Origin of the sequence: Paenibacillus sinensis, from assembly GCF_019904155.1 — a bacterium.
In the GTDB taxonomy this organism is placed as follows: Bacteria; Bacillota; Bacilli; order Paenibacillales; family Paenibacillaceae; genus Paenibacillus_AQ; species Paenibacillus_AQ sinensis.
Genome location: NZ_JAHCMB010000172.1, coordinates 29240 through 55469, shown reverse-complemented (window position 1 = coordinate 55469; position 26230 = coordinate 29240). Strand labels below are relative to the sequence as shown.

Below are 26230 nucleotides of genomic sequence, written 5' to 3'. Positions count from 1 at the left end.
AGCCCTCCAGCGCCGATGGTACTTGGACCGAAGGGTCCTGGGAGAGTAGGAAGCTGCCAAGCACATGAACCACTGCTGATATACTCAGCAGTGGTTTTTTGTATGTGTTTAACGTTGTTGGACTTGCTTTTACTAGGGAAAAGGGAATAGATTTAGAAGGTATGCTCTCAAGCTTGGGAGGAAGCGGCGTATCCGCTAAATTACAAGAGAATGGAGCAAGGTCATGGAACAACCATCGAAAGCGGTTTGGAACGAATCGCATAAAGTATACGCCAGCGATACGGATGTTCATGGACAGGGCAAGCTGTCCTTTATCTTGGATATGCTTCAGCATGCAGCCGACTCGGCCGTGGAAGGCATGGGCGTCAGTCTGGGCGATCTGTTGCAGGCCGAAATGGGCTGGATGCTGATGACGCTGGATGTTCACATCGGACAGCTGCCACAGCAAGGAGACCGGCTGAATGTCCGAACCTGGAGCAAAGGTACGAAGGGGCCACTGTGGCAGCGGGATTACCGGATTTTTGATGAAGAGGACGGCGGGGAGATCATTTCGGCCCGTTCCACCTGGGCGCTGGTTGATATCGCTAAGCGGAAGATTTTGCGTCCAAACGCGCTCCGGGCTGACGTTCATCACTATACCGGCGACTCGGTGGGAGATATGCCGGACAAGGTGGCGATCCCAGGGGTGCTTCGATTAGAGGAATCTTATCGGTACCAGGTGAGATACAGCGGACTGGATAACTATGGTCATTTGAACAATGCGAAGTATGGGGATGTATGCTGCGATGCCATGCCATTGGAGATATTCCGCACCGGGAAGCTTTGGCGGTTCCGGATCACGTATTTGCAGGAAGCGGCTTACGGGGATGAGATAGCCGTTAACGTGGGCAGAGCCGATGACAGCGAGTTCTATCTGCGGGGAATGCAGGGGGACAAGATTTTTTTCGAAGCGCATATGGAATTGAAGCAGTAAGGGAACGGTATTTGAAAGGAGCGAGTCATGAAGGATTTGGTGTTGGCGGAGAAGCCGTCGGTCGCGCGTGAAATTGCGCGGGTGCTGGGCTGCCGCGAGAAGCAGAAGAGCTATATGGAAGGACCTAAGTATATTGTGACCTGGGCGCTGGGCCATCTGGTAGGACTGGCGGAGCCCGAGGATTATGATCATAAATACGCAACCTGGGCGCTGGAGGATCTGCCGATCTTGCCGGACCGGATGAAGCTGAAGGTGCTCCGGGAGACGGGTGGGCAGTTCAAAGCCGTGCAGCACCTGATGAAGCGTCAGGATGTCCGGGAGCTCATTATCGCCACGGATGCGGCGCGGGAAGGCGAGCTGCTGGCGCGATGGATTATACAAATGGCCCAATGGAAAAAGCCGTTCCGGCGCCTGTGGATCTCGTCGCAGACGGACAAGGCGATCAAGGAAGGCTTCGCATCACTGAAGCCGGGCCGGGAGTTCGACCGGCTGTACGAATCGGCCCGCTGCCGGGCCGAGGCCGACTGGATGGTCGGCCTCAATGTGACGCGCGCGCTGACAACGAAGTTCGGCGCGCCCCTGTCGGCGGGACGTGTGCAGACGCCGACGCTGGGCATGATCATGGACCGGGAAGGGGAGATTCTGAATTTCCGGTCCCAGGAGTTCGACACGCTGACGGCGGACTTCGGGAACTTCCAGGCCCAGTGGCGCGCTAAGAGCGGCGACGGGCGTATCTTCGACAAGACGCAGAGCGCGGCGCTGGCGAAGAAGCTGGATGGGCGAAACGGCACGCTGACCAAGGTGCAGAAAAGCGAGAAGAGCGAGCCGCATCCGCTCGCCTACGATTTGACGGAGCTGCAGCGCGACGCGAACCGGAAGTTCGGATTCTCCGCGAAGCAAACGTCCAGTGTGCTGCAGCGGCTGTACGAGCAGCATAAGCTCGTCACCTACCCGCGGACGGACAGCCGCTATTTGACGGCGGATATGACCGGCACGCTCAAGGAGCGGCTGGACAGTGTCGCGATCGGCCCTTATGCGTCTATGGCCCGTCCGCTGCTGCGCCGGCCGCTGAATATAACGAAGCGGATTGTGGACGACAGCAAGGTAAGCGATCATCATGCGATCATTCCGACGGAGCAGACGGTGCTGTTGAATGAACTGAACGCAGAGGAGCGGAAGCTGTACGATCTCATCGTGCGCCGGTTCATCAGCCTGTTCTATCCTCCTGCCCGCTATGATGCGGTGGCGGTGACGGTTACTGTGGACGGCGAGACATTCACGGCGAAGGGATCGACTGTCAAGGATGCCGGCTGGCGCGAGGTCTACGGCGGCGATCTGAGCCTGTCGGAGGAGGATGAAGCAGACGAGGGCGGAGAGGCCGCTGATGGACGGGGGATTACACTTCCCGAGCTTCGGCAGGGCGAGCAGGTGACGATCCGCCGCTGTCTGCTCAAAGGCGGCCGTACCCAGCCGCCGGGCCGCTATAACGAAGCCTCGCTGCTGACGCAGATGGAGAAGCACGGCCTTGGCACGCCTGCGACTCGGGCGGACATCATCGAGAAGCTCGTCTCGTCGGATACGATTGAGCGGCAGGGCAACCAGTTGCACCCGACCGGAAAAGGCAAGCAGCTGATCGAGCTGGTCTCCCCGCAGCTGCGCACGCCGGACCTGACGGCCCACTGGGAATCGGAGCTCGAGCGGATTGCCCGCGGCCAAGGGAAGCCGGAGCCTTTTCTCCAGGGAATCCGCGGGATGGCGAAGGAACTGGTCGCCGAAGTCAAGAACAGCGGTGCGGAGTACAAGCCGCATAATGTCTCGAACAGCCACTGTCCGCAATGCGGAACACGGATGCTGGAGAAGAAGTCGAAGCGCGGCAAGCTGCTGATCTGCCCGGCAGATGATTGCGGCTATACGCGGGCAGGCGAGAAACGGCTGTCCAACCGCCGCTGTCCGCAATGCCACAAGAAGATGGAGCTGAAGGAAGGCAAGGCGGGGATGTACGTGCAGTGTCTGGGCTGCGGCATAACAGAGACGATGGACAAGGACAACAAGCATATGAACAAGCGCGAGCAGCAGAAGCTCGTACAGCAGTACAGCAAGCCGGAGAGTCTCGGAACAAGTCTTGGCGATCTGCTGAAAGCGGCGATGGAGAAGCAGGGAGACAAGTAAAAGACCTGATAGAGCGTGAGATTGCGGGTGTAACCTCCTTGGAGATATCACCCCTAATTCCGTCTGGATGGTTGATATGAATCAAACGATACGAGCTGCATAAAGGCTGGGGGCATGGGAGTGACCAATGTCCTCGGCCTTTTTTTGGCTCAAGGCGTGCTATGCTGCGATGATTCTTTTTGAAAAAAAGAGACCGTCCGGCTACGAAAGCCCGGCGGTCTCTGTGCCAAATTATTATAATTTGGAGTTTGCCTATTTATCCTTCCATTTTGCGACTGTGATGCCGATCGCCTGATTGCCGCTTACTGTGGTGTACGTTCGATTGGTAACATCGCCTCCGCTGGATGTCGTTTCGACACTTGTCCACGCGCCGCGCGTGATTTTGTACTGAATCGAGGTTCCCGGCGCCAGGCTAAGCGTGATGCTATAGGTACCATCGACCGTGTTCTTGGTCAATTTATAAGCCGGGTCCGCCGCGTTCCAACTGTTGAGACTGCCGGCCAGGTAGACGGAATCCGAGTCGGTCGTTGTGGACGGAACTTTTACTTTAATGGTGACCTGATCCGCCGTTGTTGGCGCTCCGGGAATAATGACACCCGACCCGAAATACGTTGAAGTTCCGGGATTGAAGAAGTAGTTACTGCCGCCGTTGTTGTCCCAGGTGCCGCTTCCATTGTTAAATACGGCTTCCAGACGGCTGGCCGAACCGATGTTGACCGTTATTTTGTAATATCCGGATACTTCAGCCGCTGTCATCGCGACTCCCGGTGCAGTGGTCCAGGTTCCGCCCTCCGGACGATAATGGATATATGGCGTGCTGTATCCCGGTTTATAATAGACGGTTACGGAGTTGCCCGTTTCGACATCGGTCGTTACCGACACTTCATTGCTTGCAGGAGACAGGTTGCCCGCAGCGTCCTTGGCTTTGACCGTATATTTGTACAACGTGCTTCCCGTAAGGCCGCTGTCAGTGTAGGACAGTCCGGTGGCCGTTCCCACCAAAACGCCGTCGCGGTAAATGTTATATCCCGTCACGCCAACATTGTCTGTCGCTGCGGTCCAGGCCAGAGTTACCGAAGAACTCGTATGGGCGCTCGCTTGAAGCTCGGCCGGAGCAGTCGGCGCCGTTGAATCATCCGGATTCTGGGTATACCAGCTAGTGCCGTCGAACCAGCTTTCTTGCGTACGCAGTACACCGGCCTGATTGGCCGCCGGAGTCTGATGGCCTGAAGCGTCCTTGAAGATGACTCTTGCGCTGTCTACCGCCGGAATGGTGTATACATACCAGCTTCCGCTTTCAAGCGTCATCGCCGGGGATGTCGCCCAGGTTGGCCCGGTCGTGGTCGGTGTTGTTTCATAATAATACAACAGAGGATCACTCCAGGTGGACGGCTTCTTAAAGTGAATCGTCAGTCCAGCGGGAGGGTCCGCTTTGGTGAACGTATAAGAAGCCGCTGCGGTCTTGCCGTCTTTAACCGCCCAGAGCTTCAGCGTCACGGACTCGCCTACGGCAAGGCCCGAGCCTAACGTAATTATCGTTCCGTTGGTGTAAGTCTGACCATTTGTCGCGCTTGGCTCGCTGCCGTCTGTCGTATACGTCGAGGCGTCGGCATATGCGGTGCTCAGCGTTACCGAGACTTCGTCCGTCGTGAACTTACCGCCAGCGGGAGAAGCGGATACACTGGGATCGTATTGTATGGGACCTGCCGCTTCAATCAGGATAACTCCCTTGGAGCCTGCGGTGAATACGGCCTTGCCGCCGCTGACGGTTGTCGTTGCGCCCGTATAAGCGTCTCTGACCAGAGTTCCGTCGCCAAATACTCCGCTGACGGTTACGGATGTCGAGCCGGAGGCGCCAGTCGCAACCACTACTCTGTCGTCAATGCCTTTAGCGGCATTGGTATACATGCGGCTGAAGGTGTAAGGCGAGCTGGCCAGCATTTTATGGGTGCCCGCTCCAACAGCGGGATGATTATTGCGGAATTGGCCAAGTTTTTGCCAGTGCTGAAGCACATCGGTATTCATGCTGCTCCAGTTCATGTCCGAACGCGTGCCCTGTGTCGAGTCCGAACCGGTTGCCCCGAACAATCTGCCGCTTTCATCTCCGTAGTAAGTCTGAACGCCACCAGGAAGCAGCAGCAGCGCGGTTCCCGCCTGAATCAGCGAGTTCCGGTCGTACAGCTTCGTGTCATGTGACGAAATATAGCTCAACGCATTGAAGGATGAATCGCTGTCGCTGTTAAGCTGGCTGGCATAGCTGGAGAACAAGCCTTCCAGATCGTTCAGATTGGAATTCTGGAACGAGAAATTGATAAGGGAATCAAACCCGTTGCTGTAATACGAATCCTTGGAAATGCCATGACCCCAGACTTCGCCAGTCATCCAGAAATTGTCCGTCCAATTCGCGCCTGGTTTGGTCGGATTATTCGATCTCCAGGTTTGAAGAGCCGCATTCGCGGAATCCTTAAGCTGCTTCCATCTGTATTGCTCCACATGCTTGGCTGTATCGCAGCGGAAACCGTCGATGCCGAACTCCTGTACCCAGGAAGACAGCCATTTCACAATATAATCTGCCGGAGCGATCCCCAGGTCCTGACGGAGTCCGCTTGCCGCCGGAACGACCCATGCGTTGTTGGAGCTGCCTTCCTGCGCCCATTTCGTCTTGAGAAGCGGAGGAAGACCCTGGCTTGTCGTCACTTCGGTCTTGAAGTCTGGCAAACCTGAAAGCGTCTGCGTCAAATCGTCGCCGCCGCCGGCCGTATATCCGGCGATTCCCGCTCTGACCCAGCCCGCTCCCCACCATTTAGCCCAGCTTGTCGCATCGTTATAATCGATGTTGTCATTGAAGCTGTGCCAGGTTTGTCCGCTTCCCGGGACCCAGCTGCTGGTCATCCCGTTCAGCCGTGTGCCGTATCCGTATTGCTCCATATCCTTAATGGTCGAATAGCCGGCATGGTTCATCACGACATCCAGTACGACCCGGATGCCCAGGGAATGGGCTAAATCCACGAATTCACGCATTTCGTCGATGGTGCCCATATTTTTGTCCATCTCCGTGAAATCATTGGCGTAGTAACCGTGATAGGCATAATGGGCAAAATCGCCGCCGCTCCCGCCTCCCGTCCACCCATGCATCTGCTCATAAGGCGCGGTCAGCCAAATGACATTCGTTCCGAGATTCGTGAAATATCCTTCTTGCAGCTTTTTTGTCAGACCCTTGACATCGCCGCCGTGAAAAGTGCCGATGTTGCTGCCCTTAGCATCAACGGAAGGCCTGCCGTATGAATTGTTGTTTGATGAGTTACCATCATAAAAACGGTCTGTCATCACAAAGTAAACGTTTGCATTATCCCATGTAAAATTGGATGTGCTTGAGGCTGCGGCTGTCTGCTTCGGTGAAACGTATTGCAACAGTGAGAAAATCATGACAAGTGCCAAAAAAGATGAAGACCACTTTTTGACCGATTGCATTTTTTGCCTCCTTTTTAGTGTGGTGCTGAATGATTTTTACTTCAGTTTTCAAAGCATTGTGTCGAATTCTTAGAGGTTGTCGAAATTGCTGCCACCCCTCTCTCCCCCACGGCTTTGTAACGGTCTTTATGCTTTGCGCTGTCATCACATTCCCGAGAAGCCCGTGTTGTCTTTGAAACGCTGCAGGCATTCGGGTATTGACTGTTCGAAAAAGCGGGAGCGCATCTGGAAGTTCAAGCTTGCCGCCTCATAGACTTGTCTGATTGAAGACGATAAAGTCCTGCAAATCCATAAGCTCCTTCGTATCAAATGCCAGACTAATGAAAAGAGATGTTCTAATTCAAGCAAGCAAACGTTTGCGCAAAAGACAGCGGATAGCTCTTTGTTGGCAAATTCATTAAGACCGTAACTCCGCATTCAGTCGAATGATGCCGAGCATTGGTAGAATTGCCATGATGAAGTCTTTGCGCTTAAATGTAACCGCTTTATCGAATTGGAATCATCATATGGTCCTCCTTGTATTTTGTAAAATCGCTAATTTCATGGTAATTGGGTATATTCTTCAATTTGACTAGATAAGGAACAGATATACTTCAGATATCGAACTCAATCTCTCCAAAACTCGATATTCGCTAATAAAAGACATTATTTTCGCTTTTCCGCGTTCAATATTTTTTTTAAAAATTATGTGAAACTATGCAAGAAATACGAAGCGGTTGAATTAGAGTTGAAACTATACCGTCCAGACGGTATAGTAAATGGGTGAGGTGAACTTCCATATGAGTACAACAGGACGGCAATCCAAAAGAGAGCTGATTCTAAAAGCCGCAGCAGCTCTGGTTAAGGAAGAAGGGGTGGAACGGTTAACCCTTGAAGCCGTAGCGAAGAAAGCGGGCATCAGCAAGGGAGGACTGCTCTACCATTTTCCCAACAAGGAGAAGCTGATTATCAGCATGGTCGAAGAGCTGTCGGAGCAGTTTGTCCGGGATCTTAATGAGAGAGTGGAGAAGGATGAGCAGGACAGGGGCAAATGGAGCCGAGCCTATGCGGGAACTTCCTTCGAGGACTGTGAAAGCGAGCTGACTGCGGCGCTGTATGCAGCGCTTTTTACCAACCCGGAGATGCTGGCCAAGATGCGGGATGAGTACTCCGTCATTCAACAAAAGATGGAAAATGACGGCCTCGATCCGGTACTGGCCACGATTGTAAGGCTTGCGGCCGACGGCTTGTGGTATGCTGAAATATTCGGACTGGCTCCTCCTGGAGAGGAGCTAAGGAAGCGTGTGCTTGAAGAGTTGAAGAGATGGACGAAGGAGGGAAAATAATGGCCTATTTATTTCTTGCGATTTCCATTGCCAGCGAGCTTGTTGGAACTTCTATGCTCAAGGCCTCGGAAGGGTTCACGAAACTGTATCCGACTCTATTTACGATTGTGGCGTTCGTGTGCTCGTTCTTTTTTATTTCCTTGACGATGAAGACGATACCGTTAAATGTGACGTATGCGATATGGTCGGGCGTCGGGACGGTAGCAACGGTTCTCATTTCCGTTCTGGTGTGGAAAGAGAAAATCAGCATCGGCAGCGTGGTGGGCATTGCGCTGATCGTAATCGGCGTTGTCGTGCTGAATATGTTCGGTCCCGGACACGGGGGAACAGACAAGCTTGCGAATTGAATAGCAATCAAGAAAGTAGCGGCAGCCTGGGCATTCATTTGCTTAAAAGGGGCCGCTTTTTCCCTATATTAGGGGTGAAAATGGGATGTTTTGCAAATAAAAGTTGACGTTAACGTAAACATTAAATATAATTGGTGCAGGAAATGAAAATATAATGATGGATTGCAGAAAATTTTCATGAGTAGAAATCAAGGAGGCTAGCATGAACTGGTTGAAAATTGAACAAGTCGCTCAAGAGACAGGGCTGACTAAACGGACGATCCGCTATTACGAAGAAATCGGGCTGCTGGATTCGCCGCATCGGAGCGAGAAGGGGACGCGGCTGTATACAGCCGACGACATAACCAATCTGCGCCGGATTGTGGATGCCAAAGAGGTGCTCGGTATTTCGCTTCAGGATCTGCAGCAGTTCGTATCGTTCCGTCATTCGCTGGAGCATTATCGCCAGAATTACAAAGGCCGCGACGGGCAGGAGGGAAGGATCGAGAAGCTGACGGAGCTGGAGCAGAAGCTGAGCGATCAACTGGAACTGCTGGACCTCAAGCTGGAGAAGATGGTGAGCTTCCGTGACGAGCTTCGGAGCATGCACGAACGGGCGCAGACCGTACTGGAGGAACTGCAATCCGGAGAGGCCGGGAAGGAGACAGAAGTCCGCAAGTAAAAGGTTGCAGGCGGGGGAAGCCTCCCGCACAAGACAGAGAAGAACATTGATTTTTGGAGGGAAACCGAACATGAGTATGTCGAAGATGGAGTCTCTGCAATCCGAGACTCTGGAAAATGAACGAACGGGGCAGCCGCGGGCCGTCTGGGCCATTGCGTTTGCCTGTGTGATCTCTTTTATGGGCCTTGGGCTGGTTGACCCGATTCTACCGGCGATCAGCCATCAATTGAACGCTACCCCGAGCCAAACATCGCTGCTGTTCTCCAGCTATAATCTCGTAACCGGGCTCGCGATGCTGGTGACCGGCTTTATTTCCAGCCGGATGGGCGTCAAATGGACGATGATGACGGGGACGCTGTTCATCATCGCTTTCTCGCTCCTAGGCGGGATGTCCGGAAGCATTGGTCAGCTTGTCGGCTTCCGTGCCGGTTGGGGACTTGGCAACGCCTTGTTCATCGCAACGGCGCTGTCGGCCATCGTCGGCCTGTCGACCAAAGGCTCGGCCAAGGCGGTCATCCTCTATGAGGCGGCGCTTGGGCTGGGCATTTCAGTCGGTCCGCTGCTTGGCGGCGAGCTCGGCTCGATCTCCTGGCGCGGTCCGTTCATCGGTGTGAGCGCCTTGATGGCGATCGCCTTCATCTCGGTCGGCCTGCTTATGCCAAAGGTGCCCAAGCATCAAAACCGCTCGAAGCTGTCGGACCCCTTTAAAGCGCTGCGCTACCCGGGACTTCTGGTGTTGGCGATTACGGCTTTCCTGTACAACTTTGGCTTTTTCACCCTGATGGCGTACACGCCTTTTGTTATGAATCTGGATGAACACGGACTCGGCTATGTCTTCTTCGGCTGGGGCATCCTGCTGGCGATTACATCGGTATTCGTCGCTCCCCGTCTACAGAGACGTTTCGGCTCCATCCCGTCCATGTCGGTGGCGTTGCTGCTGTTCGCCCTGATGCTGCTCGTGATGGGCATCTGGACCTCGTCGCAGACTACTGTCATTGTGTCGGTTATTGTGGCAGGTGCGTTCCTTGGAACCAACAACACGCTGATCACCACGGCGGTTATGGAAGCCGCTCCGGTGGAACGTTCGACCGCTTCCGCGGCATACAGCTTCGTTCGCTTCATCGGCGGTGCGCTTGCACCTTGGCTGGCGGGCAAGCTGGCGGAATGGTATAACCCGCATGTTCCATTCTATGTCGGAGCCGCATTCGTTGTAGTGGCGGTGCTTGTCGTTCTCCTGGGCCGGGGCTTCCTGAGTCATGTCGACTCGGCGGCAGGACATTAATGATCCAGCGGCTTAACCCTTTATTGCGTTAATCTTAAACCCAAGGATTGATGCTGGTTATGTGTGTTTGTATCCCGGCAGTTGGGCCCACGATCCGGGGCTTCTGCTTCCGGGAGCTTCTGACTTAGACCAGGATCTTCTTAGAACCCTTCCAGCACGACCTTGCCGATTGTGCGTCCCGACTCGACGAGGGCATGGGCCTCGCGCAGCGTGGCTGCGTTGATCGGCGCCAGGCGGCGGGTCAGGGTGGTGCGGAGAATTCCGCGATCTACCAGCTCGGCCGTCTCATTCAGCAGCTCATGCTGCTTGATCATATCCGGCGTCTGGTAACGGGCGCGGGTGAACATGAGCTCCCAGTTGAAGGCGGCGCTTTTGCCCATAAGCAGGTTCAGATTGAGCGGGCCTTCCGTCTCGACGATTGAGCAGATCTGGCCTTGGGGCGCCACAGCCTCGGCCATGTTCTCCCAATGCTGATCTGTGCTGTTGAGGCAGAGAATAAAATCCGCATGAGGGATGCCTAGGGCTTTCAGCTGAGGCAGGAACGATTCATAATGGGTGATGATATGATCCGCACCAAGTCCTTTGGCCCAATCGGCGGATTCTTCGCGCGAAGCGGTTCCGATCACGGTCAGCCCGGCATGCTTCGCCAGTTGGATTGCAATGGAGCCTACACCACCCGCTGCGCCGATCACAAGCAAATGCTTGCCGGAGTTGTCTTCCGGAGACCGCGATATGCCCATACGATCGAACAATGCCTCCCAGGCGGTAAGCGTGGTCAGAGGCAGGGCGGCGGCTTCGGCGAAATTTAGCGTAGAGGGCTTTCTGCCGACGATGCGCTCATCCACGAGATGATATTCGCTGTTCCCGCCGGGACGCTCGATGCTGCCCGCATAGTATACTTCGTCTCCAGGCTGGAACAAGTTGCAGTCCGGACCAGCCGCTTCCACGACGCCCGCAACATCCCAGCCCAGCACCCGCGGCTGCTGCTCCGTCTTGGACTTGGGGCTTCTCACTTTGACATCGACGGGATTGACCGAAACGGCGTGTACGCGGACAAGCAGATCCCGCCCGGAGGGCTGCGGTCTCTCAAGCTCGACGTCGATCAGGCTCTCGGGGTTGGATATATCCAGGTATTGAAACAGGCCTACAGCTTTCATGGTTGGCGCATGACTCATTGTCTCCATCTCCTTCGTTGATCGGATAAGGACCGATTGGTTATTCGTTCTGTACTTATTGTAATCAATGGAGTATAAAATAATAGTACGCACATTAATGTGATGTAGTATTCAAAATGATACTAAGGGACGTGGAGCTCATGCGGGACCGAAAAAGCGGATACGGCGATTGCCCGAATGACCAGGGCTGTCCGGTTGAATATACGCTGGATGTCATCGGAGGCAAATGGAAGGGAGTTCTCCTGTACCATCTTATTTCCGGCACCAAGCGGTTCGGGGAATTCCGGAAAATCTGCCCGGCGATTACGCAGCGAATGCTGACTCTGCAGCTCAGAGAGCTGGAGGAGGACGGCATTATCCACCGGGAAGTGTTCCATCAGGTGCCGCCCAAGGTGGAGTATTCTCTGACCGAATTCGGCCGGACGCTCGTCCCGATTATTTTGTTGATGCGGGATTGGGGCGAACAATATAGGAACCTGCCGGCAACGAAAGGTAAAGACGATGCCTCACTGTCCGAACAACCGCAAATCTCCGGCGCTCCGGAATAGGCGGACCTAACCAAGATCAGGGGGATGTCATTGTCAGTGTCAGTAGAGTCCAAGTCGCCCTTACAGCATTCTTCCGGAGCACCGTCCGGGCAGAATACCGGCAGGTCAAGGCTGTTCTTTCTGTTTCTCGTCTTCTGGTTCTGGTTCTCTTCTTATATTTATGTACCGGTGCTCTCTCCCTATGTGGAGCATCTGGGAGCCTCCTACTTCATGGTCGGCATGGTTATCGGCGTGTACGGGCTGATGCAGATCATATTCCGGATGCCGATCGGCATCGGCTCGGATTATGCGGGCCGCCGCCGTCCTTTTATCTGGCTGGGGTTTGCGGCAAGCGGGATCAGCAGCCTGCTGTTTCTGGCGGGCGCGCAACCGGGCTGGGCGCTTGCGGGCAGAGCCGTCTCGGGCATTGCGGCCAGCGCCTGGGTCGTCTACAGCGTCATGTTCGCCGGTTATTTTCCGAAGGAGGATGCGGGCCGCGCGATGGGCATGCTGCAGTTCACGACGGTAATCGCCCAACTGACGAGCATGATGCTGAGCGGCTATCTCGTGGAACGCTGGGGCTGGAACACGCCCTTTGTGATCGGGGCGGCTTCCGCCACCGCCGCTCTGCTCGTCTCTCTCCGGCTGCCCGAGCAGAAGAGAGAGGGTGGCGGAGGCGCGGCCATCAAGCTGACCGATCTGGCGCCTGTCATGCGGGAGCCGCTCCTGGTGAAGGTGTCGCTGCTGTCGGTTATGGCTCACTGCGTGCTGTTCATTACGATGTTCGGCTATACGCCGAACCAGGCGCTGAACCTCGGCGCAAGCAAGGGAAGCCTCGCTTGGCTGACGCTGTCGTTCATGCTGCCGCATGCCGTCTCCACATTGTATGGCCGAAGACTCTTTCGAGGGAAGCTTGGCGACCGCGGCCTGCTTATGCTCGGTTTCGGCGGATCGGCAGTCTTTACGCTGCTCATTCCGGCTCTTCCCTCCTACACCGCCCTGTGCATTACCCAGATCGGCAACGGGTTCATGCAGGGCTTGATTTTTCCGCTGCTGCTCGGCAAATCGGTGGAGGGCATCCAGCAGGACAAGCGGGCTACGGCCATGGGGTTCTATCAGGCGGTGTATGCGCTCGGCATGTCGGGAGGTCCGTTCGTGGCCGGCTGGGTCAGCGAAATCTACGGACTCAGGGGCGGTTTCTGGCTGGGCGGAGCCGTCGCCGCCTGTGCGTCGCTCCTGGCCTATATCTGGCTTCGCGGGAAGGCAGAAAGCTCTCGGTTGAGCGACGCGGGTTAGGACGGCGGATGAGGCTGCGGCTGACCCGATGCTCTGCATTGGAGCGCGAATCAACCCGATGACTGGCGCAGGGAATTGTGGAAGTTCCACGCCGAGGGTTATTGGTTTTTTGGCTGGAAGGGTAATATAATAATAGGTATAGGACGGTCGGGAAGAGGGGTAGAATGATCAAGCTCGTGACGGTATGGTTTATCGTGATTAATCTGATCGGATACGTCGTCATGTCCGGAGACAAGGACAAGGCAAGGACGAGGCGGGAGCGGGTTCCGGAGAAGACGCTGTTTCTTCTGGCTGCGGCCGGCGGAGCGCTTGGCGTCCTGACGGCGATGTACCGCAGGCGTCACAAGACGAAGCATCCGTCGTTCGTCGTCGGTATTCCGCTGCTGGTCATCCTGAACGTCCTGATGTACAGCTATTTTTTGAAATAATTCTTCCACACGGCAGGACAAACTCGAAAAAGAGGTGGCGCACATGTTATTCTCAAAAATTTTACTTGCCTATGACGGCTCAAAAGCAGCCAACAAAGCGTTGGACCGCGCGATCGAGCTGGCCAAGGTAACACCAGGGTCCTCCCTGCATGTCGTACACGCATTTGAATTCCCTCGGTTCTTTATCGGGGAAGCTCTCGCACCTCTTCCGGCCTCGGTCAACAAGGATTATTACGACCTGGCCGTCAAGACGACCGAAGAAGTGAAGCAACGGCTGACGGATGAAGGGCTGAACGCCAAGGTTGAACTGCTGCAGGGTTCGCCGGCGGAGACGATTCTGAAATACGCCAAGGATAACGAAATCGACATCATCGTGATCGGCAGCCGTGGACTTGGCGGCATTCGCGAATTCGTGCTCGGAAGCGTAAGCCATAACGTCGTTCAGAGTGCGCGGATTCCGGTACTGGTCGTGAAATAAACCCGTAGTGACGGCTGTGAAGCCTCCGCTGCGAAGAGATAGCATAAGAAGAGGGGTGCCGGACCAGGTGCTCCTCTTCTTTTTGAAATATAAGAATGTATAAGCTGCGCGCTGATCCGAGGTACTGCAATCATCCATCCTTGGAAAAGAAAACGCTTCTTCTGGGGGCCAAAGCCTGCAAAAGCCGCGGTATCTTTATAAAATATTGCCAAAAGCGAACAATTTGTCATGGTTATTTGTCAATGTTCGGGTTTGAGTTGACATCCTGTGTAGGGGATTGTTAAACTGAAGACATTCATAGCTCGTATAAATCCGGGGATAGGGCCCGGAAGTTTCTACCCGGGAACCGTAAATTTCCGGACTACGGGGAAAGTGAAGACGCAAGGCGACATCGTGAAGCGGCAGGTGCCGGAACTCATGATGCTGTCCTTTTTCCTGTCTCTCCTTGATTAAGGTGCGATGGAAGACGTCTCGCTTACCGCCGTTAGTCCGAGTTCCCCGCGTAATTTGTCAGGGGATCGGGCTTTTTTTCATGCTTGGGATGGAAAACTATAGCGAAATGGGTCAAGATAGAAACAGGAGCTGATTCACATTCATATGAACGGAAGGCAGGTTGAGACATGTCGGTTCAGGTAGGTGTCATCATGGGCAGCAAATCGGACTGGGAGACAATGCGGCACGCTTGCGAGGTGCTGGAGGAACTGGAGATCCCTTATGAGAAAAAGGTTGTCTCCGCACACCGCACGCCGGATCTCATGTTCCGCTACGCGGAAGAGGCTGCGGGACGCGGACTCCGGGTAATCATAGCGGGAGCCGGAGGAGCGGCGCATCTGCCGGGAATGGTCGCCGCGAAGACGATGCTTCCCGTGATCGGGGTGCCGGTCCAGTCCAAGGCGCTGAACGGCCTGGATTCGCTGCTCTCGATCGTGCAGATGCCGGGCGGCATTCCGGTCGCCACGGTGGCGATCGGCAAGGCGGGGTCGGTCAATGCCGGGCTGCTGGCTGCGCAGATAATCGGCGCCTTCGATCCCGAGACAGCGAAGCGGGCGCAGCGCCGCCGGGACGCCATCCGCGATGAAGTGCTGGAAAGCAGCAGTGAATTATGAGAGACGCTTACGGAATGCTGGAGCCGCAGCGGATGCTGAAGCCGGACAAAGGAGCTTCCGGGGCCAGCAATGCGGAGAAGCAACGCGGCGGGCAGACGCAGGAAGCAGGAACGCAAGGCAGCAGTGCCGTGGCCGAATCGGCGGAGCGCGAGACCCGGAGTGAGGCTGCGGCGACGAAGGTCGGGAAGCCGTCCTTTGACCGTGTGATTGCGCCGGGGGCGACCGTCGGCGTGCTGGGCGGCGGCCAGCTCGGGCGCATGATGGCGCTCGCCGGCAGCGCCATGGGCTACCGCTTCGTGTCGCTGGACCCGACGCAGGACGCGCCCTGCGGGCAGGTCTCGCCGCAGATTGTGGCGGCGTATGACGACATCGAGGCCGCCCGCGAGCTGGCGCAGCGGGCTGACGTGATCACGTACGAGTTCGAGAACGTCGACGCTGGCGTGGCCGCGCTGCTGGAAGAGGAATCGTACGTGCCGCAGGGCAGCGCGCTGCTGTACACGACGCAGCATCGGCTGCGCGAGAAGGCCGCCATAGAAGCCGCAGGCGTCCCTGTGGCCCCCTACCGCAAGGTGGCGAGCCTTGCGGACCTGAAGGCGGCGGCCGCGGAGCTCGGCCTGCCGGCGGTGCTCAAGACCGTCACCGGCGGGTATGACGGTAAGGGCCAGGCCGTCCTGCGGAGCGAGGACGGCCTGGAGGATGCGTTCCGGCGACTTGTGCCGGAACATGCCGGCGCCGCTGCCGACGGCGGCGCAGTTCCCGGAGCGGGCGCCGGAGAGGCCCGCTCCTCCGAAGATGCGCCGCTCGTGCTGGAGAAATTCGTACCGTTCCGGTGCGAAATTTCCGTCATTGCGGCGCGAAGCCCGCGCGGCGAGGTCAAGAGCTTCCCGCCGGCGGAGAACATCCATGTGAACAACATCCTGCACTTGTCCATCGTGCCGGCCCGCATCGCTGAAGACATTCAGCGGAGAGCGCAGGAGCTGGCGGAGAAGCTGGTCGCCGGACTGAACGCCGTCGGCCTGCTGGCTGTGGAAATGTTCGTGACGGAAGACGGGGAGCTGTTCGTCAACGAACTGGCGCCCCGGCCGCATAACTCCGGCCATTACACGATGGACGCCTGCGCCACCTCGCAGTTCGAGCAGCATGTCCGGGCGGTGTGCAATCTGCCGCTCGGCGAGACAGAGCTGCTGACGCCGGTGGTCATGGTGAACGTGCTGGGCCAGCATCTGGAAGGTGCGGCGGCGCGTTTTTGCGGGGATGATGAAGAAGCAAATCGGCTTGGGGTTATCCCGAAGCTTCATATATATGGCAAGACCGAGAGCAAGACGGGCCGCAAAATGGGCCACATCAACCTGCTCTGCAAGGACCCGGCGGCTGCGCTGGCCTGGGTGGAGCACACTAACCTTTGGAGGAACTGAAATCACATGATCGAACGTTACAGCAGACCGGAAATGCGGGCTATCTGGACCGAGGAGAATAAATTCAAGGCATGGCTGGAAGTGGAGCTGTGCGCCTGTGAAGCGTGGGCGGAGCTTGGCGTCATTCCGAAGGAAGATACGGTAGAGCTGCGGAAGAACGCGAAATTCGATATCGAACGCATCTATGAAATCGAGCTGGAGACGCGCCATGACGTTATCGCCTTCACCCGCGCGGTGTCCGAGAGCCTCGGAGCGGAACGCAAATGGGTACACTACGGACTGACCTCAACCGATGTCGTGGACACGGCGCTCGGCTATTTGCTGCGCCAGGCCAATGAAATTCTGGAGAAGGACCTTCTGAACTTCATCGATATTCTGAAGGACAAAGCGATTGCCTACAAGGATACGCCGATGATGGGCCGTACCCACGGCGTACATGCCGAGCCGACGACCTTCGGCCTCAAAATGGCGCTGTGGCACGAGGAAATGAAACGGAACCTGGAGCGGTTCCGCCATGCGGCGAACGGCGTCCAGTTCGGCAAAATCTCCGGCGCGGTCGGCACCTACGCCAACATCGACCCGTTCGTGGAAGAGTTCGTCTGCAAGAAGCTGGGCACAAGCCCGGCGCCGATTTCGACGCAGACGCTGCAGCGTGACCGCCATGCCGAGTACATGGCGACACTGGCGCTGATCGCGACCTCAATGGACAAGTTCGCGACGGAAATTCGCGCGCTGCAGAAGAGCGAGGTTCGTGAGGTCGAGGAAGCTTTTGCCAAGGGTCAAAAAGGCTCCTCGGCCATGCCGCACAAGCGCAACCCGATCGGCTGCGAGAACATCTCCGGCCTGTCCCGCGTCATTCGCGGACATATGATGACAGCTTACGAGAATGTGCCGCTCTGGCATGAGCGCGACATCTCGCATTCCTCGGTGGAACGGATCATTCTCCCGGATGCGACGATGCTGCTCAACTACATGCTGAACCGCTTCGGCAACATCGTGAAGAACCTGACCGTGTTCCCGGAGAACATGAAGCGCAACATGGAGCGCACGTACGGCGTGCCGTTCTCCGGCCGCGTCTTGACGAAGCTCATCGACAAGGGCTTCAGCCGCGAGCAGGCGTACGATACCGTGCAGCCCCGCGCCATGCAGGCCTGGGAGACACAGCGCCAGTTCCGCGACATTATCGAGGAGACACCGGAAATTACGGAAGTGCTGAGTCCGGAGGAAATCGCGGACGCGTTCAATCCGTCCTGGCATCTCAAGAATGTGAATACGATCTTCCGCAGATTGGGCCTAATTTAGATTGATAGAGAAAGATGGGGAGGAACAGCCATGACACAAGCGACCGTCTCGACCGCGGTTGATCTGATCGATGCTCCGCTGCTGTACAAAGGCAAGGTGCGCGAGCTGTATGATTTGGGTGAGCATATGCTGATCGTCGTGACCGACCGGATCTCGGCATTCGATTACGTGCTGGAGCCGGCCGTGCCGGACAAGGGCAATGTGCTGAACCGGCTGAGCGCGTTCTGGTTCGGCCAGACGAAGAACCTGCTGGAGAACCATGTCGTGCATATCGATGTGAATCGTCTGGAAGGCATCGTCAAGGAAGAGAACCGGGAGCTGCTGAAGAACCGGATCATGGTGGTGCGCAAGGCAGAGCGTGTGGATATCGAATGTGTGGTCCGGGGCTATATCACGGGCGGCGGCTGGCGTCAGTACCAGCAGACCGGCGCGGTGAACGGCATCAAGCTGCCGGAGGGACTGCGCAAGAATGCGAAGCTGGCAGAGCCGATTTTCACGCCTGCGGCGAAGAACGATGTCGGTCATGACGAAGACATTCCGTTTGAGCAAATGCGGGAGCTGGTTGGAGCGGAGCTGGCGGACGAGCTGAAGGCGAAGAGCCTGAAGCTGTACGCTTTTGCCGAGAGCTACTGCGCGGAGCGCGGCATTCTGCTGGCGGACTGCAAGTTCGAATTCGGAGTGCTGGACGGCAAAGTGATTTTGATCGACGAGATCTTTACGCCGGATGCTTCCCGGTTCTGGGCCAAGGACAAGTATGCGCTGGATATTGAAATCGACAGCATGGACAAAGAGCCGGTGCGCACGTACCTGGCTTCCTCCTCATGGGATAAGAACAGCACGCCGGACCCGCTTCCGGCCGAGGTGGTTGAGGAGACGAGCAACCGCTATCTGGACATTTACCGCCGTCTGACAGGGCATGGGCTGAACTGAATTTTTTTGGAAAAAAGTAATCGGAACAAGCTCCCAGGTGACACGTCACTGTTCGGGGGAATGTGGTTTACGGGGCTCCCCCAAAAGTAATCGGAATAAGCTCCCAGGTGATTCGTCACTTTTGGGGGAATATGGGTTTACGGGGGCTCCCCCAAAAGTAATCGGAATAAGCTCCCAGGTGATTCGTCACTTTTGGGGGATTAAATTCTTAGGAGGAACGAGAAAGTATGTTAAAAGCGACGGTATATGTCACCATTAAAAAAAGCGTGCTGGACCCCCAGGGTGTAGCAGTACAGGGAGCGCTGCATTCCATGGGCTTCCAGGAAGCAGAGAGCGTGCGCATCGGCAAGTACATGGAGCTTACTCTCGATACCGACAACCGCGAGGAAGCGGGCGCGCGTCTGAAAGAGATGTGCGAGAAGCTGCTGGCCAACACGGTGATCGAGGATTACCGATACGAATTGGAGGCGTAACTTCATGAAATTTGCTGTGCTTGTGTTCCCCGGCTCCAATTGCGATATAGACTGCTACAAAGCGGTTCAGGACTCGCTGGGCGAGCCAGTCGATTACGTGTGGCACACGAATACCGACCTGTCGGCTTATGACTGCATTCTCGTTCCCGGCGGTTTCTCTTACGGCGACTATCTGCGCTGCGGCGCGATTTCGCGCTTCGCTCCGGTGATGAACGAGGTGGCGAAGGCAGCGGAAGAGGGCAAATTCATCCTCGGCATCTGCAACGGCTTCCAGATTCTAACCGAGGCGGGTCTGCTTCCGGGCGCGCTGCTCCGCAACAATTCGATGAAATTCCGATGTCATGATACAACGCTTAAGGTTGTTAATAACCAAACCCCGTTTACGACCGACTTTGCCGAGGGCGAAGAGATCGTCATCCCGATCGCTCATGGCGAAGGCAACTACTACTGCGATGAAGAAACGCTGGCCGAACTGAAAGCAAATAACCAGATTGTCTTCACGTATACCAATAACCCCAACGGCTCTCTGGCCGACATTGCGGGGATCTGTAATAAAAAGGGCAATGTCGTCGGCATGATGCCCCATCCGGAACGCGCTGTCAGCACCCTGCTGGGCTCCGAGGACGGCAAACGGATGTTCACCTCAATTTTGAAGACCTGGAGGGATTCGCATGGCACAGCAAGTGTCCGTTAAGGAACCGACTGCGGAGCAAATTAAGGATCAGAAGATTTACAGCCAGTTCGGCGTGTCGGACAGCGAATACGAGCTGATCTGCGGATTCATGGGACGCCTTCCAAACTATACGGAAATCGGCGTGTTCAGCGTAATGTGGTCCGAGCACTGCGCCTACAAGAACTCGAAGCCGCTGCTCAAGCGGTTCCCGATCAGCGGACCGAAGGTTCTCATGGGACCGGGTGAGGGCGCGGGCATTGTGGATATCGGCGACAACCAGGCCGTCGTGTTCAAAATCGAGAGCCACAACCATCCATCCGCCGTTGAACCGTATCAGGGCGCGGCAACGGGCGTGGGCGGGATTATCCGCGATATTTTCTCGATGGGCGCAAGACCGGTTGCCGTCCTGAATTCCCTGCGCTTCGGCAAGCTGGAGAGCGAACGGACGAAATATCTGTTCGAGCATGTTGTCTCCGGCATCGCAGGCTACGGAAACTGTATCGGCATCCCGACGGTTGGCGGCGAAGTTATGTTCGACGACAGCTATGACGGCAACCCGCTCGTCAACGCTATGTGCGTCGGCCTGATCGATCATGACAAGATTCAGCGCGGCGTCGCCAAAGGCGTGGGCAACCCCGTGTTCTATGTCGGCCCGCCAACGGGGCGTGACGGCATTCACGGCGCAACCTTCGCATCGGTCGAGCTGAGCGAAGAGTCGGAAGAGAAACGCTCGGCTGTTCAGGTCGGCGATCCGTTCATGGAGAAGCTCGTCATGGAAGCCTGCCTCGAACTGATCGACAGCGGCATCGTGCTCGGTATTCAGGACATGGGCGCGGCGGGTCTGACCTGCTCTAGCTCGGAAATGGCGAGCAAGGCGGGCAACGGTCTGGAGCTGTATCTCGATCAGGTTCCGCAGCGCGAGGAAGGCATGACGCCTTACGAAATGATGCTCTCGGAATCCCAGGAACGCATGCTGTTCGTCGTTGAGCCGAAGGACGAAGCCCAGGCTCAGGAAATTTTTGACCGCTGGGGCGTTATCTGCTGCAAGGTCGGCAAGGTTACGGACGACGGCCGCCTGAAGCTGTTCCATCACGGCGAGGTAGTTGGCGACATGCCGGTAACGGCGCTCGTGGACGAGTGTCCGGTGTATAACAAGCCTTCTGCCGTACCTGCCTACTATGAGGAGAATGCTTCCGTCGATACGCTTCGCTACGAAGAAGTGAAGGATCTGGGCGGCGCGCTGAAAAAAGTGCTTGGCTCTCCAACAGTGGCGAGCAAGGCATGGATTTATAACCAATACGACTATATGGTCCGCACCAGCACGGCGGTTCGTCCAGGCTCCGACGCAGCGGTTGTGACGATTCACGGCACACGCAAAGGTCTGGCGATGACGACGGACTGCAACGGACGCTTTGTGTATCTGGACCCGGAAGTCGGCGGTAAAATTGCGACCGCAGAAGCTGCGCGCAACATCGTCTGCTCCGGCGGACAGCCGCTTGCGATCACCGACAACCTGAATTTCGGTAGCCCCGAGAAGCCGGATATTTTCTGGCAGATGGAACGTGCCGTAGACGGCATGGCGGAAGCCTGCCGCGTGCTGGAGACCCCGGTTATCGGCGGCAACGTCAGTCTCTATAATGAAAATGCTACCGGTGCGATCTACCCGACGCCGGTCGTCGGCATGGTCGGATTGGTCGAAGATACGGATCATATCACAACACAGGGCTTCAAGAATGAAGGGGATCAGATTCTGCTGCTTGGCGACACCTTCGCAGAGCTTGGCGGCAGCGAATTCCAATACGCCGTTCACGGCGTAACGGAAGGACGCCCGCCGGCGATTGACCTCGCTACCGAGCGCAAGCTGCTTGACGCTGTTCTTGGCGCGATCAAGAAGGGGCTTGTGGCGTCGGCGCATGACCTGTCCGAGGGCGGACTCGCCGCCGCACTGGCCGAGAGCAGCATCAGCGGACGCATCGGCGCGAATGTTGAGCTGTCCGCAAACGGACTGCGTTCCGATGTGGCGCTGTTCAGCGAGAGCCAATCGCGCATCCTGCTGACGGCTGCAAGCGCCAAGGCCGAAGAGCTTCGCGCCTACATCGAAGCTGCGGGTGTGCCGGTCCGGAATATCGGAACGGTCGGCGGAGAGCGTCTGCGGGTGCATCTGGACGGCGCTTCCGCGCTGGACGAGCCGGTATCGGAGCTGACCACCATTTGGGAGGATGCTATTCCATGTCTTATGAAATAAAGACCGGGAACAAGCAGGGAGAACACCTCCTGTGGACCGGCGACTTTTACAATGAGGGTACGGGCTCGGGAGACATATTCGACACACTCAAGGAAGAATGCGGCGTATTCGGGGTCTTCGGACACCCGGAGGCCGCTTCCATGTCCTATTACGGCCTGCACGCGCTGCAGCACCGCGGTGAGGAAAGCGCGGGAATCTGCGTGGCAAGCGGCCGGGATTTCAATTATCACCGGGGCATGGGTCTGGTTAAGGAAGTCTTTGACAAGGATAAAATACAGTCGCTTGTTGGCGATATGTCCATTGGACATGTCCGCTACTCCACCAGCGGCGACAGCCGGCTGTCGAACGCGCAGCCGCTGATCTTCAAATACCGGGACGGCGATCTCGCGATTGCAACGAACGGGAATATCGTGAACGAGCCTGTGATCCGGCGCCAGCTGGAGAGCAGCGGCTCAATCTTTCAGACGACGAGCGACACCGAGGTGCTGGCGCATCTCATCGCCCGCTCGCCTAAGGAATTCGTCGAAGCGGCCAAGGATGCGCTGCGTCAGCTGGTGGGCGGTTTCGCGTTCCTGCTGATGACGAACGACAAGCTGCTCGTCGCTTCCGATCCGAACGGCCTGCGGCCGCTCGTAATGGGACGGGTGGGCGAGGCGTATATTTTCGCCTCCGAATCCTGCGCGCTTGAGACGATCGGCGCGGAATTAGTCCGCGACATTCAGCCAGGCGAGCTGCTGATTCTGGACAAGAACGGTCTCACGGAGGACCGGTTCGCCGAGCCGGAGCGCAAGGCGCTCTGCGCGATGGAGTACATCTACTTCGCGCGCCCGGACAGCGACATGAACGGCTCCAACCTGCATGCCGCGCGCAAGCGGATGGGCAGCCGTCTGGCGCTGGAAGGCTTCGTCGACGCCGACATCGTGACCGGCGTGCCGGATTCCAGCATCTCCGCCGCCATCGGCTACGCGGAGCAGACGGGCATTCCGTATGAGCTTGGACTGATCAAGAACAAATATACGGGCCGGACCTTTATCCAGCCCAGCCAGGAGCTGCGCGAGCAGGGCGTCAAGATGAAGCTCAGCGCCGTCCGGCGCGTCGTCGAGGGCCAGCGGGTCGTCATGATCGACGACTCCATCGTGCGCGGCACGACCTCGCGGCGGATCGTCAATCTGCTGCGCGAGGCTGGCGCAACCGAGGTGCATGTACGGATTACATCGCCGCCCTTCAAGAACCCGTGCTTCTACGGCATCGATACGCCGGACCGGCGGGAGCTGATCGCTTCCCGCCAGTCCATTGAAGAGATGCGGAAGGAAATCAACGCCGACTCCCTGTCATTCCTGTCACCGGAAGGCCTGATCCGGTCCATCGGCGGCGGCAACGCCGGCGATTACAAAGGCGGACTGTGCCTGTCCTGCTTCGACAATGACTACCCGACGCAGGTTGACTTCGGCGGGGAAGAGAAGGAAGGCTGCGGCTGCTAATTGGGGACCACCCCCTAAATCCCCCTGCCAGGGGGACCCCGGAGGGCCCTGGCCCTCCGGCCACCCGGAATTTTTGGCGGAATGGTGTTTGGTTTGTAACGATGGTGAGCGATGTTCGAGCGTTGAGCGCGTCCGTCCCAGCCTTCCGCTGGCGCGGAAGGCTGGGACACGCTTTGGCGGCGCAGCGTGCTGCGGCTCCTGCGGATCGCCGCAGGTGCTCGACCGGCCCCAGCCTGTTCGCTTCGCGAATTCGTGGCCGGTCTCGGCAGGATGGGTCCGCCGCCGCTTCGCTTGGCGCGGTTACCTGCGGCTCCTTCGGATCGCCGCAGGTGCTCGACCGGCCCGAGCCTGTTCGCTTCGCGAATGCGTTGGCCGGTCTCGGCAGGATGGGTCCGCCGCCGCTTCGCTTGGCGCGGTTATCTGCGGCTCCTTCGGGTCGTCGCAGGGGGCTCGGCCGGCCTAAACCTGTTCGCTGCGCGAATTCGCTGGCCGGCCTCGCTTTGGAGCCGGGGCGCCTGAATAGAGGCGCCCGGCTCTTATGCTGCGCCTCCTACGATTCCGGAGGAGGCGCCACGAAGAGGAAGATTGGAACTGGAGAAGCGATAGCGTTCGCCTTTATAGTTGGATTTCAACCGCCTGGCGGTTCAATAAGGAAATCCAACTATAACAGCGATCGGAAGTCCAAGCTGTCCGCGCAAGTGGCGGCTCTGATCGGAATCTCTCCCCCCACTACTTGAAATGAGGTGTCCAAGTGTCGGAAGCTTATAAAAACGCCGGTGTCGATATTGCGGCGGGCAATGAAGCGGTTGAACGGATGAAGAAGCATGTGAAGCGCACGTTCCGTCCGGAAGTTATGACGGAGCTGGGCGGCTTCGGCGCCCTGTTCGGCCTGAATAAAGATAAATACGAAGAGCCGGTGCTCGTATCGGGAACCGACGGCGTCGGCACGAAGCTGAAGATCGCCTTCGCGGCGGACCGCCACGACACGATCGGCATCGACGCAGTCGCCATGTGCGTGAACGATATCGTCGTGCAGGGTGCGGAGCCGCTCTTTTTCCTCGATTATCTGGCCTGCGACAAGGTAGTGCCGGAGAAGATTGAAGCCATCGTGTCGGGCATCGCGGAGGGCTGCTACCAGGCAGGCTGCGCGCTGATCGGCGGCGAGACGGCTGAGATGCCAGGCATGTACGCGGAAGGCGAGTACGACATCGCGGGTTTCACGGTCGGCGTGGCGGACAAAGCCAAGCTGGTAACCGGCGAGAGCATCAAGCCCGGCGATACGGTCATTGGCCTTGCGTCGAGCGGTGTGCACAGCAACGGGTTCTCGCTGGTGCGCAAGCTTTTGCTGGACGGGGAAGGCGGATACGGTCTGGATGAAGTGCTGCCTGAACTGGGCGCGCCTCTGGCTGATGTGCTGCTGGCTCCGACCAAAATCTATGTGAAACCATTGCTCGCCCTGCTGGAGCGTATTCAGGTGAAGGGGATGGCGCATATTACGGGCGGAGGCTTCATCGAGAACATCCCGCGTACGCTTCCGGAAGGCGTGAACGTGCAGATCGAATACGGCTCCTGGCCGATTCTGCCGGTCTTCGGGCTGCTGCAGAGCAAGGGGGGCGTGAGCAACCGCGACATGTTCACCACTTTCAACATGGGCATCGGACTCGTGCTGGTGGTGGATTCAGCGCAAGCGGACGAAGCCCTCAAACTGCTGAAGGACAGCGGCGAGGAAGCGTATGTCATCGGCGCGGTGACGGAAGGCGAGCGTATAGTTACCTTTAAGGGAGCCGAAGTATGATGGATTTCAGCCGGATCGCCGTGTTCGCCTCGGGAACGGGCAGCAATTTTGCGGCGCTGGCAAAGGCGCAGGCGGAAGGTCGGCTTGGGGGCGGAGTAATCGAGCTGCTCGTATCCGACCGGCCGGAGGCGCCGGTGGCGAAGCGGGCAGAGGAAGCGGGAATTCCCTCGCTGCTGCTTCGGCCCAAAGAATTTGCAAGCCGCCAGGAGTACGAAGCGCGGATTGTAGAGGAACTGCGTCGGCGTGAGATCGGCCTGATTGTGCTGGCCGGTTACATGCGGCTGATTACTCCGGTGCTGCTCGAACCGTATGCGGGCCGGATTCTCAACATCCACCCGTCGCTGCTCCCGGCCTTTGCCGGCAAGGACGCGATCGGGCAGGCGCTGGAATACGGCGTGAAGCTGACGGGCGTGACGGTGCATTTTGTCGATGGCGGCATGGATACCGGTCCGGTTATCGCCCAGCGCGCTGTCGCCGTGGAAGACGGCGATACAGCGGATGCACTGGCGCAGCGCATTCATGAGGTCGAATATGAGCTCTACCCTGAGGTGGTCGCGGCGTTCGCCGCAGGCCGGGTAACGTTGGAAGGCCGAGTGGCGACAATCCGGGCATAGAGCAAAGTCATAGATGCGGATAGACACAAGAGGGAGCGTAAGGCCGTGGCTGCGAGCCCTGACG

The 26230-nt window shown here is 57.3% G+C and carries 24 protein-coding genes and 1 riboswitch; of the genes, 21 read left to right on the top strand and 3 right to left on the bottom strand.

The annotated features are described in order from the left end of the window. The first annotated feature begins 223 nt into the window (after positions 1-223). Both KIH86_RS19900 and KIH86_RS19895 read left to right on the top strand, forming a co-directional pair. On the top strand, positions 224-973 hold the full coding sequence (locus tag KIH86_RS19900; RefSeq protein WP_223087954.1) for an acyl-[acyl-carrier-protein] thioesterase: 750 nt from the start codon (positions 224-226) through the stop codon (positions 971-973). A 27-nt stretch (positions 974-1000) separates the two neighbouring features. Further along, positions 1001-3142 carry a DNA topoisomerase III gene (locus KIH86_RS19895; RefSeq protein WP_223087956.1) on the top strand — a complete coding sequence of 714 codons (2142 nt, stop codon included), beginning with the start codon at positions 1001-1003 and terminating at the stop codon, positions 3140-3142. A gap of 252 nt (positions 3143-3394) precedes the next feature. Here the strand turns inward: KIH86_RS19895 and KIH86_RS19890 are convergent, their stop codons facing one another. Together KIH86_RS19890 and KIH86_RS19885 are read right to left on the bottom strand one after the other, a co-directional pair. Further along, complete coding sequence (locus tag KIH86_RS19890; RefSeq protein ID WP_223110626.1) at positions 3395-6469, bottom strand: carbohydrate binding domain-containing protein; 3075 nt, start codon at positions 6467-6469, stop codon at positions 3395-3397. Between the two features lie 19 nt (positions 6470-6488). After that, positions 6489-6803 carry a hypothetical protein gene (locus KIH86_RS19885; protein ID WP_223110625.1) on the bottom strand — a complete coding sequence of 105 codons (315 nt, stop codon included), beginning with the start codon at positions 6801-6803 and terminating at the stop codon, positions 6489-6491. A 589-nt stretch (positions 6804-7392) separates the two neighbouring features. Here KIH86_RS19885 and KIH86_RS19880 point away from each other — a divergent pair. The 4 genes from KIH86_RS19880 (at position 7393) to KIH86_RS19865 (ending at position 10228) form a co-directional block, all read left to right on the top strand. Next, complete coding sequence (locus tag KIH86_RS19880) at positions 7393-7938, top strand: TetR/AcrR family transcriptional regulator (protein WP_223087960.1); 546 nt, start codon at positions 7393-7395, stop codon at positions 7936-7938. Further along, positions 7938-8285 (top strand): DMT family transporter, encoded by a 348-nt coding sequence (locus KIH86_RS19875; RefSeq protein WP_038693554.1) that lies wholly within the window; start codon positions 7938-7940, stop codon positions 8283-8285. The genes KIH86_RS19880 and KIH86_RS19875 overlap by 1 nt, the downstream gene beginning before the upstream one ends. A gap of 202 nt (positions 8286-8487) precedes the next feature. Beyond that, positions 8488-8946 (top strand): MerR family transcriptional regulator, encoded by a 459-nt coding sequence (locus KIH86_RS19870; RefSeq protein ID WP_223087963.1) that lies wholly within the window; start codon positions 8488-8490, stop codon positions 8944-8946. Between the two features lie 76 nt (positions 8947-9022). Further along, the gene (locus tag KIH86_RS19865) at positions 9023-10228 is read left to right on the top strand and encodes an MFS transporter (RefSeq protein WP_407672315.1); all 1206 of its coding nucleotides are present in this window, start codon (positions 9023-9025) and stop codon (positions 10226-10228) included. Positions 10229-10368: 140 nt separating this feature from the next. On the opposite strand, the gene KIH86_RS19860 is transcribed toward KIH86_RS19865, so the two are convergent. After that, positions 10369-11403: a zinc-binding alcohol dehydrogenase family protein gene (locus tag KIH86_RS19860; RefSeq protein WP_223087966.1), complete on the bottom strand. Its 1035-nt coding sequence runs from the start codon at positions 11401-11403 to the stop codon at positions 10369-10371. A 140-nt stretch (positions 11404-11543) separates the two neighbouring features. On the opposite strand from KIH86_RS19860, the gene KIH86_RS19855 reads away from it, so the two are divergent. The 15 genes from KIH86_RS19855 to purN all read left to right on the top strand — a co-directional run bounded on the left by KIH86_RS19855 (position 11544) and on the right by purN (position 26166). Continuing rightward, positions 11544-11951 (top strand): winged helix-turn-helix transcriptional regulator, encoded by a 408-nt coding sequence (locus tag KIH86_RS19855; RefSeq protein WP_223087968.1) that lies wholly within the window; start codon positions 11544-11546, stop codon positions 11949-11951. Between the two features lie 36 nt (positions 11952-11987). Next, positions 11988-13226, top strand: coding sequence for an MFS transporter (locus KIH86_RS19850; protein ID WP_235775503.1), 1239 nt, complete (start codon positions 11988-11990; stop codon positions 13224-13226). Between the two features lie 164 nt (positions 13227-13390). Further along, positions 13391-13654: a DUF1294 domain-containing protein gene (locus tag KIH86_RS19845; RefSeq protein WP_223087975.1), complete on the top strand. Its 264-nt coding sequence runs from the start codon at positions 13391-13393 to the stop codon at positions 13652-13654. Positions 13655-13697: 43 nt separating this feature from the next. Then, entirely contained in the window at positions 13698-14132 is a 435-nt protein-coding gene (locus KIH86_RS19840; protein ID WP_223087978.1) for a universal stress protein, read from the top strand. Between the two features lie 282 nt (positions 14133-14414). Beyond that, positions 14415-14516, top strand: a riboswitch (purine riboswitch). Positions 14517-14752: 236 nt separating this feature from the next. Beyond that, positions 14753-15238 carry a 5-(carboxyamino)imidazole ribonucleotide mutase gene (purE, locus tag KIH86_RS19835; protein WP_223087981.1) on the top strand — a complete coding sequence of 162 codons (486 nt, stop codon included), beginning with the start codon at positions 14753-14755 and terminating at the stop codon, positions 15236-15238. Next, a complete protein-coding gene (locus KIH86_RS19830; protein WP_235775501.1) occupies positions 15235-16653 on the top strand; it encodes a 5-(carboxyamino)imidazole ribonucleotide synthase in 1419 nt (472 codons plus the stop codon). Before purE ends, KIH86_RS19830 begins: the two co-directional genes overlap by 4 nt. A 6-nt stretch (positions 16654-16659) precedes the next feature. Next, positions 16660-17955 carry an adenylosuccinate lyase gene (purB, locus tag KIH86_RS19825; protein ID WP_223087983.1) on the top strand — a complete coding sequence of 432 codons (1296 nt, stop codon included), beginning with the start codon at positions 16660-16662 and terminating at the stop codon, positions 17953-17955. 30 nt (positions 17956-17985) lie between these two features. After that, positions 17986-18885 (top strand): phosphoribosylaminoimidazolesuccinocarboxamide synthase, encoded by a 900-nt coding sequence (locus tag KIH86_RS19820; protein WP_223087984.1) that lies wholly within the window; start codon positions 17986-17988, stop codon positions 18883-18885. A 227-nt stretch (positions 18886-19112) separates the two neighbouring features. Then, a complete protein-coding gene (purS, locus tag KIH86_RS19815; protein ID WP_038693570.1) occupies positions 19113-19358 on the top strand; it encodes a phosphoribosylformylglycinamidine synthase subunit PurS in 246 nt (81 codons plus the stop codon). A 4-nt stretch (positions 19359-19362) separates the two neighbouring features. Further along, on the top strand, positions 19363-20052 hold the full coding sequence (gene purQ, locus KIH86_RS19810) for a phosphoribosylformylglycinamidine synthase subunit PurQ (RefSeq protein ID WP_223087987.1): 690 nt from the start codon (positions 19363-19365) through the stop codon (positions 20050-20052). Next, complete coding sequence (purL, locus tag KIH86_RS19805) at positions 20030-22276, top strand: phosphoribosylformylglycinamidine synthase subunit PurL (protein WP_223087990.1); 2247 nt, start codon at positions 20030-20032, stop codon at positions 22274-22276. The genes purQ and purL overlap by 23 nt, the downstream gene beginning before the upstream one ends. Then, complete coding sequence (purF, locus tag KIH86_RS19800; RefSeq protein WP_223087993.1) at positions 22261-23757, top strand: amidophosphoribosyltransferase; 1497 nt, start codon at positions 22261-22263, stop codon at positions 23755-23757. The genes purL and purF overlap by 16 nt, the downstream gene beginning before the upstream one ends. A gap of 104 nt (positions 23758-23861) precedes the next feature. Next, positions 23862-24494: a hypothetical protein gene (locus KIH86_RS19795; protein ID WP_223110624.1), complete on the top strand. Its 633-nt coding sequence runs from the start codon at positions 23862-23864 to the stop codon at positions 24492-24494. A 14-nt stretch (positions 24495-24508) separates the two neighbouring features. Next, positions 24509-25552 carry a phosphoribosylformylglycinamidine cyclo-ligase gene (gene purM, locus KIH86_RS19790; RefSeq protein WP_223087998.1) on the top strand — a complete coding sequence of 348 codons (1044 nt, stop codon included), beginning with the start codon at positions 24509-24511 and terminating at the stop codon, positions 25550-25552. Continuing rightward, positions 25552-26166 (top strand): phosphoribosylglycinamide formyltransferase, encoded by a 615-nt coding sequence (gene purN, locus KIH86_RS19785; RefSeq protein WP_223088071.1) that lies wholly within the window; start codon positions 25552-25554, stop codon positions 26164-26166. Before purM ends, purN begins: the two co-directional genes overlap by 1 nt. The last annotated feature ends 64 nt before the right edge of the window (positions 26167-26230 follow it).